At 44.0% G+C, this 14,047-nt stretch carries 12 protein-coding genes; 9 read left to right on the plus strand and 3 right to left on the minus strand.

The window, feature by feature from the left end; genetic code table 11:
• Positions 1 to 915, minus strand: a complete 915-nt coding sequence (locus tag AC13DA_RS11180) for a GGDEF domain-containing protein (RefSeq protein ID WP_284451127.1) — start codon at positions 913 to 915, stop codon at positions 1 to 3.
• A 371-nt stretch (positions 916 to 1,286) separates the two neighbouring features.
• Here AC13DA_RS11180 and AC13DA_RS11185 point away from each other — a divergent pair, with 371 nt between their 5' ends.
• The 9 genes from AC13DA_RS11185 (at position 1,287) to AC13DA_RS11225 (ending at position 11,911) form a co-directional block, all read left to right on the plus strand.
• On the plus strand, positions 1,287 to 3,128 hold the full coding sequence (locus AC13DA_RS11185) for a TonB-dependent receptor (protein WP_284451126.1): 1,842 nt from the start codon (positions 1,287 to 1,289) through the stop codon (positions 3,126 to 3,128).
• Positions 3,129 to 3,133: 5 nt separating this feature from the next.
• Positions 3,134 to 3,784, plus strand: coding sequence for a TonB-dependent receptor domain-containing protein (locus AC13DA_RS11190; RefSeq protein ID WP_284451125.1), 651 nt, complete (start codon positions 3,134 to 3,136; stop codon positions 3,782 to 3,784).
• 27 nt (positions 3,785 to 3,811) lie between these two features.
• Positions 3,812 to 5,734 (plus strand): phytase, encoded by a 1,923-nt coding sequence (locus AC13DA_RS11195; RefSeq protein ID WP_284451124.1) that lies wholly within the window; start codon positions 3,812 to 3,814, stop codon positions 5,732 to 5,734.
• A 10-nt stretch (positions 5,735 to 5,744) separates the two neighbouring features.
• Complete coding sequence (tolQ, locus tag AC13DA_RS11200; RefSeq protein ID WP_007145101.1) at positions 5,745 to 6,446, plus strand: protein TolQ; 702 nt, start codon at positions 5,745 to 5,747, stop codon at positions 6,444 to 6,446.
• A 7-nt stretch (positions 6,447 to 6,453) separates the two neighbouring features.
• Positions 6,454 to 6,903, plus strand: coding sequence for a protein TolR (gene tolR, locus AC13DA_RS11205; RefSeq protein ID WP_284451123.1), 450 nt, complete (start codon positions 6,454 to 6,456; stop codon positions 6,901 to 6,903).
• Positions 6,896 to 7,723: an energy transducer TonB gene (locus AC13DA_RS11210; protein WP_284451122.1), complete on the plus strand. Its 828-nt coding sequence runs from the start codon at positions 6,896 to 6,898 to the stop codon at positions 7,721 to 7,723. Before tolR ends, AC13DA_RS11210 begins: the two co-directional genes overlap by 8 nt.
• 16 nt (positions 7,724 to 7,739) lie before the next feature.
• Positions 7,740 to 9,716, plus strand: coding sequence for a PhoX family protein (locus AC13DA_RS11215; protein ID WP_289245435.1), 1,977 nt, complete (start codon positions 7,740 to 7,742; stop codon positions 9,714 to 9,716).
• Between the two features lie 209 nt (positions 9,717 to 9,925).
• On the plus strand, positions 9,926 to 10,972 hold the full coding sequence (locus AC13DA_RS11220) for an NAD(P)-dependent alcohol dehydrogenase (RefSeq protein WP_007145105.1): 1,047 nt from the start codon (positions 9,926 to 9,928) through the stop codon (positions 10,970 to 10,972).
• A 54-nt stretch (positions 10,973 to 11,026) separates the two neighbouring features.
• Entirely contained in the window at positions 11,027 to 11,911 is an 885-nt protein-coding gene (locus AC13DA_RS11225; protein WP_284450821.1) for an AraC family transcriptional regulator, read from the plus strand.
• A 300-nt stretch (positions 11,912 to 12,211) separates the two neighbouring features.
• Here AC13DA_RS11225 and AC13DA_RS11230 read toward each other — a convergent pair whose 3' ends face one another.
• Entirely contained in the window at positions 12,212 to 13,399 is a 1,188-nt protein-coding gene (locus AC13DA_RS11230; protein WP_284450820.1) for a YbfB/YjiJ family MFS transporter, read from the minus strand.
• A 136-nt stretch (positions 13,400 to 13,535) separates the two neighbouring features.
• Positions 13,536 to 14,042, minus strand: coding sequence for an SRPBCC family protein (locus AC13DA_RS11235; protein WP_273180365.1), 507 nt, complete (start codon positions 14,040 to 14,042; stop codon positions 13,536 to 13,538).
• Positions 14,043 to 14,047 lie beyond the last annotated feature (5 nt).

A 14,047-nucleotide genomic window follows, 5' to 3' on the forward strand; every position in this document is an offset into this window, starting at 1 on the left:
TTAACTAGCCGCGACCACACGTTGCTTATCTTGGCTTAGTTGTAAATTTAAGCGTTTAATCAGCGAGTCAGAGTCATCTGTTTTTGCCATGGTGATAGCACAAGTGGCGCTTAGGTAAACACGTTGATGATGCGCTTTAGTTCGATAAGCAAAACTGGCTACTGCATTTTGAAGATCCAGACTGAGCTGCTTTGCATCTGCTTCATTGGTATTGTGAAGCAAGACAATAAAACGATCTCCCGCCAGGCGGCAGATTAAATCTTCATCACGAAGGTTCAGTAATAATAATTGGCAGACCAGCTGCAATATATGGTCACCCTCTTCCACCCCGTACAAACGATTAATCACATTAAAGTCATCCAAATCAATCGCTATCAGGGCTAAAGGTTGCTGCTGTTTTTTACTTTCATTGAGAGAGAGTTTGAGCTGCTTTTTGAGATATGCCGCACCACCAATAGGGATAAGCTTGTCAAATAAACGATGCTCACGGAAATAACGTTCACGTTTTACCATTTGGGCACTGATGGCAATTTCTTCCTGATGCCAGTGATAAATGCCAAAGCTTAACAGCACTAAAGCAAGTGGAATCGGCATACTCTCCAACCAGTTATGCCAGATTAATGTCGAAGGCATATGGATAAACTCATCCATGAAATCCATGCTCCACGAAAAGGCGATAGCACATAAACCCAGAGCTAGTAGTTGTGTCACCCTTCCCGCCGGTCGACTACGAAGCAATAACGCCAGCCAGAATAAGGCCAGAATCACCATTCCACCTTCAGACATAACATCAAGCCAATTTATCGCTGATATGACCTTCACTTCCCCCCATGTTCGCATGATAACGAAACCAGTAATGAAGGCCAGCGCCAGTCCGTAAAAATAGGATGTGTGTAAAAAAGGTCTTTTTTTCATTGGTTTAACCGAACTCTGACTGCAGTAATTAACTGAATGTCGGCGACACTACGCGAAAAAAATGACAGACTTATGACAAAGTTAGCAGTCAAATCAGCTCACAAAAATTGTCTTATTTTTTCATTTTTTTACATTACCCGTTGCACAAAATACTATTTACATCATTGTTTTTATTTAACTTATTTGTTTACAAGCTTGCAGTATTGAGCATCAGTTTATTTTGTAAATCATAAGTCATATCAGCTCAACATCAAATAAACGCAAATGATAAGTTATTGATTTTAAATATTTTAAATTTTCACTGTCATCTAACTGTCATTTAGCCTTCATACACTTGCCGCCATCAAACCACTATGACGACAAGGGTAGTTATGAAAACAATAGACAAAACCATTGAACGACCGAGCTTTAAACTCAGCCTGATTGCACTCGGAATTGCCAGCTTTATCAGCAGTGCTCATGCAGAAGAGGATATTAATCTGGAAACAGTCCGTGTCGTAGGGCAGGCAGTACAGATTGATGAAGCGCTCAAAGAGCAACGTAACTCAAACAGCATTGAGAGTGTTGTACATGCTGACGGTATCGGCCAGTTACCCGATGACAATGCAGCAGAAGCATTAGAGCGTCTGCCTGGCGTATCGGTAGAGAATGATCAGGGCGAAGGTCGGTTTGTCACGGTACGCGGACTGGCACCTGAACTTAATGCTGTCAATATTAATGGCACCAATGTCCCTTCGCCAGAAAGTGGCACACGTGCGGTGGCATTGGATGTATTACCCAGTGAGTTAGTGCAGTCATTATCGGTCGTTAAAACACTGACCCCCGATATGGACGCCAACTCATTGGGTGGCACCATCAATGTAGAGAGTTTATCGGCTTTTGATCATGATGGTTTGTTCTACACCCTGTCTACTGAAGGCAGTTACGATGACAATATTGATAAAACCAGCCCTAAAGGATCCGGGGCGGTGAGTAATATTTTCAGTATCGGTGATGGTGTTGATAACTTTGGTGTCGCCGCCGCATTGAGCTGGCAAAAACGAAAGTTTGGTTCTGATAATGTGGAAACCGGTGGCAAATGGGACTTCACTGACAAAGCTCGTTTAGAAGAACTTGAACAACGTGATTATGAAATTGAACGTGAGCGCTTAGGTTTAGGCGTTAACTTCGATTACAAAGCTGACATTTACACAAATTATTACTTACGTACCTTATTTAGCCGTTTCACTGATACCGAAACTCGTAACGCAGCGGGTATGGAGTTTGACAGTCCACAGCTACCGAGTGAATCAGGTACCGGCGCGACAGGCTATCGTGAATTAAAAGACCGTAAAGAAACACAAGAGATCCAATCCTATGTATTGGGTGGAGAAAAAATTATTGGCTTGTGGACGATTGATGGTCAGATAGGTTACAGCCGCGCCAGTGAGGATACGCCGGGTCATATTGCTGGTGCTAAGTTTGAGGGTGGCTTTGATAACGTCGGATTTACGGACACCTCAAAACCACGCTTATTTGCAGGTTCTGATTACTACGACCCCAGTAGTTTTTCACTGGATAAAATCGAATGGGAAGAACAAAAAACCACCGATACCGAAAAAAATCTAAAGTTTGATCTTGCCCGTGATTTCACTATTCACAACTATGCCTCACAAGTGAAATTCGGTGGCAAGCTATCACGTCGCGAGAAAGATAATGACACCAATGCCTGGGAGTTTAAAAACTTTGGCTCTAACGATACTGGTTTAGGTGCGTTTGCCGGCAGTAATGTTGATTATTCATTAAATAATTACGGGCCGGGCATCAGTAGCTCCGCTATCAAGAATTTGCTGTCAAAGCTGAATTTTGACAGCAATATTAATACAGAAGAAACACGTATTAATGACTACGTTATGAACGAAGATATTAATGCGGCCTATGTGATGAATACCTTGGATCTGGATAACTGGACTCTCATCGCGGGTATGCGCTATGAGCAAACTGACTTTGAGGCCAAAGGAACCGGTATTCGCGATGATGTATTCCAGGAAATCTCCAGCAAAAATAATTATCACCACTGGTTGCCTGGCCTTCATGCACGTTATTACATCGATGATAAAACCCAAGTAAGAGCTGCGTGGACCAATAGTGTTGTTAGACCCACATTTGAAGCGCTCGCTCCTGGTTTTTCTATTGAAAGTGGTAACAAAGCCGTTTTGGCGATCCAACGCTAGATCCAATGACAGCTAAAAACTTTGATTTAGGCATCGAACATTACATGGGTCGTGCTGGTGCAATCTCTGCCTATGGTTTCTATAAAGATATTTCTGATTTTGTTTATGAAACGGATATAGCAGGCTCAGGTGCATTCCAGAATTTCAAAGAAGCTAAAACATTCAAAAATGGTGATACCGCGAAAGTCTATGGTTTAGAACTGGCTTATAGCCAAAAGTTAAGCTGGCTACCCTCACCATGGGATGGCTTATTAGTGGGCGCTAATTTCACACTCAGTCATTCTGAAGCGGATATCGAAGGTCAGAATACCAAACGCAGCATTGATTTACCCGGTCAATCAAAACGGGTCGGTAATTTCATGCTCGGTTGGGAAAACGAAAAAGTCAGCATGCGTTTATCTGCTAACTATAAATCGTCTTATCTGAAAGAAGTCGCCGCTGTCAGTGATAAAAACCATGACGCGTATGTAGATGATCAGGTGTTCCTTGATTTTAGCAGCAGCTACTTTATCAGCAAAAATGCTCAAATCAGCCTGGAAGCGAAAAACCTGACCGATGAACACTACTACGTTTATACCGGTAGTAAAGCATACAACAATCAATATGAAGAATACGGTCCAAGTATAAAAATTGGATTTACTTTAACTAACTTCTAAAACATATTGATAAATATAGAATATAAAATGAAAAATTTAACATTAAAACCGAAATTATTAGCATCATTAATGATGATGTCTTTACCCCTTTCTGTGATTGCTGATGACACGCTGAAAGCTATCAATGCAGAAGGTAATTCACATATTGAGTCAGCACAGCTGGTTAGTAAAACCGGTATTCCCAAGGCTGACCGTCTGGTGTCTTACAAACACAAAGGTATTGCGCTTGAAAACAATCAAGGCAAAACACTTAGTTTATTAAAAGGTCACTTTGGCAGCATAGATCATCGACAGTTGAAGCAAGGATTGCTATTGGCAACCGTAGATCTGGATCGCCAACAAGCCATGCTGACTGTTCTCAATAGCGCCTCTGAAAAGTGGACAGCAACAACCTATCTGCCTAAACCCGCCTTTAAAATTGAAGGTGTTTGCCTGTATCAGGATGAAGCACAAAATGGGTTCTTGTTTCTGGTTGGTGAACAGGGACAAGGAGAGCAATGGTTGGTAGCTGATGCTACCTCCCCCATTGCTCTCCCTCAATTAATTCGCCATCTGAGCACACCACCTGATAGTGAATACTGCCAGGTAGATGACGCTCAGTCACGGCTGTATATCAATGAAGAAAAGGTAGGCATCTGGGCTTATGATGCCCATCCAGAAGCAGAATTGAGCCGTTTCCCCGTAGCGATGGCCCACCCTTTTGGACAGCTGACAAAAAGTGCTGTTGGCATGGCAATTGTACCCGGTGGCTTGTTAGTTCTCGATGCAAAAGCCAACGTGTTACACACTTATATCGATAACAAAGAAAGCTGGCAACATCAGTCCGAATTTGCTCTGCACAATGTGCTAGAGCCTGAGGGTATCAGTGCAAGAGTGGACGGTGAGCAGTTAGAGATTGCGATCAAACACGATGCTGGAATTGCTTTTTATACCTTACCATGGACGTATACATCGCTGACATCGCCCCCGCCTATCCCGCTGGTTAAACCAGCAATACAAACCGATGCTGTACCAAGCTTAGGCGATGCGGCTGATGATCCTGCTATCTGGGTCAACAAAGCCAATCCTGAACAAAGTCTGGTATTAGGTACGGATAAACAAGGCGGTTTAGTTGTTTATGATTTAAAAGGCAAAACCCAGCAATTTTTGCCTGTTGGACGACTGAATAATGTCGATGTCCGTCATGGTTTTCATTTCAATGGTAAACAGATTGATTTAGCGGTTGCCAGCAATCGTGATCATAACTCACTGCATGTGTTTGCCATCGATCCAGCAAGTCGACTTGTCACTGAAATGGGTGAAGTTAGCACCACGGCACAGGATATTTATGGCCTGTGTATGTATAAAAATAAACAAGGTGATATCTACACCATTGTGAATGATAAAGACGGCCGATTTTTCCAATATCAGATGCAGGACAAACAAGGCAAGATTGCCGGTGAACTGGTCCGTGAATTTAAAGTTGCCACGCAACCTGAAGGCTGTGTGGCCGATGATAAACATGATCGTTTATTTATTGGTGAAGAAAACAGAGCAGTCTGGACACTTGATGCCCGTGCCGATCAATCTACGGTGATGACTCAGGTCATGCCTGTCGGTGAACATCTGAAAGACGATATCGAAGGAATCAGTTTGTATCAGAACGACAAACAGGATTATCTGGTGATATCCAGTCAGGGCAATGATAGCTATGTTGTGCTTGATGCTCTGCCACCCTTCACTTATCGCGGTGTATTTCGTATTGGCTTTAATACAGCAGCCGGCATTGATGGTGTTTCAGAAACAGATGGTCTGGATGTCAGTAGCGTCAATTTTGGCCAACCATGGCAGCAAGGCATGTTAGTTGTTCAGGATGGACGCAATCGCATGCCATTGGAAAATCAAAATTTCAAATATGTGCCCTGGTCAGAGATTGCTGATCAACTCGGCCTGTCTAAACTGAGCAAATAAGGAGTCAATCATGGAAACTGCAATGCATGAAATGACTATTTGGGGTCTGGTCAGTGATGCCAGCGTTTTAGTGAAAATTGTGATGCTGATTTTAGTACTGGCATCGATGGTAAGCTGGTACTTGATCCTGTGGCGTTCAAATGTATTAAGTCGTCTGGAGAAACAAAATAAGCTGTTTCAGCAGCAATTCAGACAAACGGCGGATATGACGTCATTACCTGAAGCAACAACAAAAGCGACTTTACACAAAGCGATTCCAGCCATATTTCAGGCTGGCTGGCAGGAGTATGAGAAATATCAGCATATCGCCACTATGCCGCAGGATGAAAAGGTAGAAAATGTAGAACGTGCCATGCTGGTGAATATTGGCGAGCAGGAAGCCGAACTTGAAAAAGGTCTTTCTTACCTGGCTACCATTGGTTCAGTCAGCCCCTACATCGGCTTGTTCGGTACGGTCTGGGGCATTATGAACTCGTTTATTGGCCTGTCCCAGGTTGAACAAGCGACATTAAACACCGTGGCCCCGGGTATTGCTGAAGCCCTGATTGCCACCGCTATCGGCTTATTTGCAGCGATCCCGGCAGTGGTTGCTTATAACCAGCTGAGTAAACGCGCCGGGGCTATCAGTACGCTTTATTATCATTTTGGTAATGAGTTCATCACCCGATTACAGCGAGTGATGCACCGAGCACCATTGGCAAAGGCTGCGTGAGGTCGTCATGCTAAGAAAACCGGTTGCTAAACATGCCTTGAAGGCAGAAATGAATGTGGTGCCTTATATCGATGTGATGCTGGTGTTGTTAGTGATTTTTATGGTCACAGCTCCGCTACTGGTACAAGGCGTTAAACTTGAATTACCTAAGGTTGCAGCGGAAGCGTTACCCACTGATAGTCAGAAAACGATTCTGACTTTATCGGTGGTTGCTGATGGCAGTTATTACTGGAATGTAGGTTCAGAAGTCGATATTCAATCCCGCTCAGATCAAGCAGTCAGCTTGGATGAGATGGTCGAAAAAATAGAGCAAATTAAACAGCAGAATGACAAGCTGCTATTTTTTATCCGTGGTGATAAAGCCACGGATTACGCTTCAGTTGTAAAAGCGATTGCCGCATTACAGCAAGTGGGTATCGATGATGTGGGCCTGATTACGGAGTCGCCCGATGCCTGAGTTAGCTATGCGTGATCCACTTTATCTAAGTAAACCGTTTACTGCCTCTGAGATAAACAAATCTGCATTAATTGAAGTAGGTTTGTTTCATATTGCCATTGCCGCATTATTATTTCACTCATGGACACCGGTGACTCAGCATGAACCGGTCGTTAAAACAGTGAATATCCGCATGGTCGAACTTCCTCAGCCGGTAAAAAAAGCCGTGATCGAAGAGGTAAAGCCGGTGGTTATACCTGAACCTGTTATCGAGCCAAAAGTTAAACCTAAACAAAGTATTGTTGAAAATGAACTGGCCTTTAAACGCGTTGAAAACCCCATAGCCAAACCGATAGAAAAAACCGCACCAAAAACACCTGTAAAAAAGAAAATAGAAAAGCAAATAAAACCACTCAAAGACAAGCCGGTTCCGCCTGTCAGCCAACCGACAAAGCAAGAAAAACCTGCAGAAAAGTTGCCTGAAAGCCCAGTACTGGCAAGTAGTAATGAGCAAAATGTGCCACAAAAAACACAAAGTAATCTATCCGAGCTAGCAACTGAAACATTTTCTGTGGAACACTATAAACCGATTGAAAAACAGGTACCGGATTATCCCAGAACTGCTTTGCGTAAAGGTCTGGAAGGTGATTGCACTGTTCGATATACCGTAAACAAACAAGGCCGTGTTGAGTCTCCCGAGGTATTGGCTGACTGCCATCCGATGTTTGAACGGCCATCATTAGCTGCTGCCAAAACCTTTCGTTACGCGCCTCGTATGGTTAATGGAAAAGCGGTACCTGTACCGAATGTTCGTAACACCTTTGAATACCGTATTCATTAAAAGAAGATAACTCGCCATGACACAGCCAACACACTCAGATTTTCATCAACGCCTGGCATCTTATGATGATGAGATTATTAACAGCACCGAGCAAAAAAGCCTGGATAAAATGGCGTTATCACGCCGTGATGTTTTAAAAGGCAGTTTAAATGCCGCCGTTATAGGCTTTCTAGGACTGAGCATGGGTAGTCGTTTTGCCTTTGCCGGTGAAAATGCCATCCCCCCAGCCCCATATATTGGTTTTCAGCCTATTCAGCCACGTACCGATCCCTTATTTGATGAAGTCGTGGTCGCGGATGGCTATCAGGCAAAAGCCTTCTTCTCCTGGGGTGATCCGGTGGAAACAGGAGCAACAAAATGGAAAGCCGATGCCAGTAATACCTGGCAGGAACAGCTGAAACAGGCTGGTGATAACCATGATGGCATGCACTTTTTTGCCTTTCCCGACAACAATAATCGTGGCTTGATGGTGATCAATCATGAATACATTAATCCCACCATCCATACCGATGGATTGATTTATGATGGCAATGGCAAACGTTTGCCCGACGATGTCAAAAAAGAACAAGCGGCTCACGGTGTCAGTGTCATTGAAGTGAAAAAAGACAGTCACGGTGAATGGCAACGCGTTTACCCCTCACTCTATAACCGCCGTATCTCAACATTAACACCGATGCAGGCCAGCGGTCCCTTAGCCGGTCATGACCTATTCAAAACAGTCGCTGATCCTGATGGCAATGAAATTATCGGCACCTTGAATAATTGCTCGAATGGTTTCACTCCGTGGGGTACCTATCTGGCCTGTGAAGAAAACTGGCATAACTATTTCTTCAATCACGACAAAACAGATTACCAGTCTCGTGTCTCTCATCACCGTTATGGCATTTCTAATGACAAAAACGACAATTATTATGGCTGGAGCACGATTGATGCGCGTTTTGATGCAACACCGGATGCTTCACTGCCCCATCAGGGTTACGTCAACGAGCCTAATCGTTTTGGTTGGGTCGTCGAAATTGATCCTTTTGATCCGCAAAGCAAACCCATTAAACGCACAGCCTTTGGTCGTTTCTGCCGCGAGTGTGTAGCACCTTCACTGGCAGATAATGGTCAGTTGGCGTTTTACTCTGGTGACGATACTCGTGGTGAATATGTCTATAAATTCGTACCGTCTCAACGCTTTGATAAAACCCAGATGCACAATAATAAAGACATATTGGATGAAGGCACATTGTATGTGGGGCGTTTTAACGATGATGGCACGGGTCGTTGGTTACCATTGGTACATGGTAATGAAGGGCTAACAGCAGAAAATGGTTTCCCCAGCCAGGCTGAAGTTTTAGTTAATGCTCGGGCTGCGGCTGATCTATTAGGTGCAACACCCATGGACCGTCCGGAATGGGCCACAGTGAATCCGCACAATCTGGATGTCTATGTGTCACTGACCAACAACAATAAACGCGGCAAAGAATTTGCTGTTAATGCCGCCAACCCACGTCCTGATAATCGTCATGGTCAGATAATCAAAATCATGGAGGAGCAAGCCAATCCGGCAGCTACCTCATTCAACTGGTCATTATTCGTTATTGCAGGTGAGAAGCCAGACGCCACTGATGCTGAAGGTCACAAAGTAGCCGATCATTTAGTCGGTAATATTCAAGGAGATATTTTCTCCTCACCTGATGGTTTAGGCTTTGATCAGGATGGCCGTTTGTGGATTATGACTGACTATGATGACGACGATCCGTTCATGGCAAACATGGGCTGTAATCAGGTGTTATGTGCCAACCCGCAAACGCAGGAAATCAAACGCTTTTTAGTTGGACCGAGAGGCTGTGAACTGACCGGGATTACCTGGAGTCCTGATTACAAAGCGATGTGGGTTAATATCCAGCATCCAGGATTAAGCTACCCGGCTTCTGATGGTAAAACACGCCCACGCTCAACAACGGTGCTGATTACTAAAAATGATGGTGGTGTTATCGGCAGCTAAACGTCCATTTCTGGAACGTTGTGGATGTGACTGAGTCACTATAGATACACAGGTAAGTTACCCCGTGTTTATTACTGGGATGACTAAAACGATAGCATTTAATTTACGTAGAAACACACATAAAGGCTGTAGTATTAGGCAAGTGGTTTCTCATCGTTCCGTCTATAGTATTTTCACCTCTAATTCTTTTATCTAAGGGAGTTACATCTATGAAAACTGTTGGTTACGCAGCTCATTCCTCCGATACCCCGCTCGCCCCATATCACTTTGAACGTAGAGAATTACGCGATAATGATGTAGCAATGGAAATCCTCTATTGCGGTGTGTGTCACTCCGATTTACACGTTGCCAGAAATGATTGGGGTGGGTCTTCATACCCTGTTGTGCCAGGTCATGAAATAGTCGGCCGTGTGACTGCCGTTGGCAGCAATGTCAGCAAATATAACGTCGGTGATCATGTCGCTGTTGGCTGTATGGTCGATAGCTGTCAGGAATGTGATGAATGCCATAACGACCATGAACAATACTGTCGTAATACTTTTACACTGACATATGGTTCACCAGACCGTATTACTAATGATATGACACAAGGTGGTTACTCCAAACACATCGTTGTTCGTGAAGAATTTGTATTACGCCTGCCAGAAAATCTGGATCTGGCTAAAGCCGCGCCATTATTATGTGCAGGTATCACTACTTATTCACCTTTGAGAGAATGGAATGTCGGACCTGGTAGCCGTGTAGGTGTCGTTGGCATGGGCGGTTTAGGTCATATGGCCATTAAACTCGCTGTTGGTTTAGGTGCTGATGTGACAGTCATCAGTACATCACCGAAAAAAGAAGCCGATGCGCAAGAACTGGGCGCTCATAATTTCCTGGTATCTAAAGATGAAGACGCAATGGCGGCTGCCGCTTCCAGTTTTGATCTGATTATCGATACCGTGCCAGTAAATCATGATCTTAATCCTTACATCCCACTATTAGATAATGATGCCACTCTGGTTATGGTCGGTCAGATTGGTCCTATTGAAGGGCCAAACACAGCGCCGATGGTTTTCGGTCGCCGCCGCATTGCGGGCTCATTAATTGGTGGTATCAAAGAAACTCAGGAAATGCTGGATTTCTGTGGTCGAATGAACATTCTGCCTGAATGTGAAATGATCAAAATGGATGAAATTAATACCGCCTTTGAGCGAATGGAACGTTCTGATGTGCGTTACCGTTTTGTCATCGATATGGCATCATTAACGGCCTAATCCTATACGGGCAGTCAGTTTCTGGCTGCCCTTTTCCTTGTTTAGATAGACCTGATGAATACAAAACCTTTGGCTGAATTACTTAGCCGTTATGCTCCACACGATGGCTTGTTTGATTTACCTATCGCAGGTGTCCGCGTTTTTCGTGTATCTAAAATTGACGAAGTCGCTGTTCGTGGTAATAGCCAGCCCGGTATCTGCATTATTGCTCAAGGCGCTAAACGCGCCATTATCGGAAGTGATGTTTACGAGTATGACGATTCCAGCATGGCCGTTTATTCGACCGAAGTGCCGGTCTCAGCCAAGATTATTCAGGCCAGTGAAGATGAACCCTACTTGTGTTTGATTATCGATATGGATCAGCAAAAGCTGGCCGAAACGGCACTAAAGGTGTTTCCCTACGGTTTGCCTAAAACCGCACACACCAAACCGATTTTTATTGGTCAGGCTAATCCGCATATTATCGAAGCAGCTACCCGTTTAATTGGTTTATCAGCTCAAACAGAAGTATCAACCTTGCTGGTTCCGTTAGTGATGGAAGAAATTTATATCCGCCTGTTACAAAGTCATATCGGCAAACTGGTCGTGCAGATTGCGACTACAGGTTCCCATCTGCAAAAAGTCTCGGCTGCCATTTCCTGGTTGCAGGAAAACTTTACTCAACCAATGAAAGTCGATGAACTGGCTGAGCGCGTGAATATGAGCATATCGTCATTCCATCATCACTTTAAGGCAATAACGTCGATGAGCCCATTACAGTTTCAGAAAGAGTTACGTCTGTATGAGGCAAAACATCTGATGCTGTCAAAAATGATGGATGTCAGCACCGCTTGTATGCACGTAGGTTATTCCAGCGTGTCACAATTTAGTCGGGAATACAGCCGCTTTTTTGGTCAGCCTCCCAGTAAAGATATTCAACTTCACTCGATGGCTATCTGAAATAACACAAGCTTTAGCTGTAGAGTAAAAAGGCGGAAAGCACTCACAAGTGGACGACATAAATTTAGAATAAAAAATTGAATGTACTTTTGTGAGTGCTCTCCATTGCGAGCGATTGAGTTTAGATAAAATTAACTTAACTCACAACAAGTGATCCGCTGCTATTTTGAATTAATGCACAAAATAAATTTATCATGGCCCAATCTATCCACATTATTTATCACCCTATTTCTTAGCGACCAAAGACGTCGTTAGCAGACTATCGGGCCTGTTACTAAAACATTTCACGACGGTTTTTGATTAATCCAGGTTCACGGTGACAAATTTTTCACGCTTGACGGCAATAAGAAAAACCATTCCAGCCACCATAATCATCGCGGTCAACATCAAAGCAAGATTGTAATTACCATTATGGCTGGCCAGATAGCCCGCTGCGGCTGGAGCTATGATTTGGGCGATACCGTAACAAATTGTTAAACGCGCCATGGCTTTTGCCGGGTTTTTTGGAAACTTGTGACCGATAAAGGTCAGCATCAAACTTACAATGCCTGTGAAGGTACAACCAAAGATTGCGGCAGCAATCAGGTTGGCTAGTAATGAATCTGAAAATACCGGGATCAGAATCGCCACCGTCTGTAGAACATAAGTGAGCAATAAGGTATTGATCTCCCCTGCTTTATTGGCCACTTTATCCCACAAAAAACAGGCAGGTGCCGCCGCAAGTCCTAGCACCACCCAAATCCAGTCACCCTTACCGGCTAACTGCGGCATATTTTCAAGTATAGCGACGATAAAGGTGGCACTGACTACATAACCGACTCCAGCACAGGCATAAGCCAAGATAAGTTTTATCATCCAGCTGCGGGGTGGCTCAGCTAGCGTTTGCGAGGCTTTGTGTTGTGTTGAAAGTGGTGGTGGTATCCATAACCAGGCAGGTATAAAAAATACGATGCCAAACAGTCCCATCAGGATCCATTGACTATCCCAGGCAAAAAAGTGGTTCATCAACACTACGGCTGTTCCCGGTATCGCTATACCGAGGCCAAGCCCCATAAAATGTAATCCAAGTTCTGGTTTTAACTGGTGATGCTTCAGCCAGCTCAATACAAAGCCTGAGGATAATATGACGCCAGCAGTTCCACTCACTCCAGCAATGAATCGTAATACAACCCAGCCATACAACTCGGTAGTCATGCCCATTGCGATGGTGGACAGCACGGCAACTAACAAACAACACTGGTAAAAACGAAACTTAAATGACAGGTTATTGGTGAATGACACCAATAACACCCCCATCAGATAACCAATATAATTGAAGGTGGCCAACCAACCGCTATTGACCAGTGATAAATCTGTCTGCTTAAGCATCAATGGTAGAAATGGTGTGTAGGTAAAACGAGCGATGCCCACTGTCAAAATCACTGCGCAAATACCAGCCGTGATGACTTTTATTCGCTGAACTTGTATCACTGATGGTATCTGCGTCATGTACATTTCATTAAAATGAATAAACAGCGTGCATGGTATCACTTGCTGAGGTCATCATGACTAGCTAGAAAAAATAAAGACGCTGGGAGGCAATAGCTTCCCAGCGTCTTAAACAAAGCAAAACGGACTTATGGAATTATTGAGCAAAATCTTTTTGTAATTGGTTTAAGCCACCTTCATAAACGCCTGTTATTGCGTCAATCGCGGCTTGATCATCAGCACCATTCGCATCAAACGATGAACTCCAGCGAACATTCGCTTTACCCTCGCCTGCACTGCTAACAGTAATCGTCGACTCATAGTTTTTGACAGGAAGTGGTGAAGCCATAATCGCATAAGAATAGCTGGTATCAGCATCTGAATAGGCCGTTAGTTTCTCTGTGATAGTTGCGCCATTTCCCAGGCTTAATAGACGTTCAGCACCCGGCTGGTTATTTTGGCCGGTCTTGATTTCACTCATCACCACAACTGGATGCCAGACATCCAGACCATTAAAGTTACCTACCATTTTCCATACTGTGGCAGGATTAGCATTCACGGTAATCTGCTTATCAACCGATAAAGCACCTGCTGCAAGGCTGGATAAACTGGTCAACATGATTGCCGCAGTCAATGCGGTTTTTAAAACTGTGCGTGTAGTCATTCTCT

It is taken from the genome of Methylophaga sp. F-2, assembly GCF_056859315.1.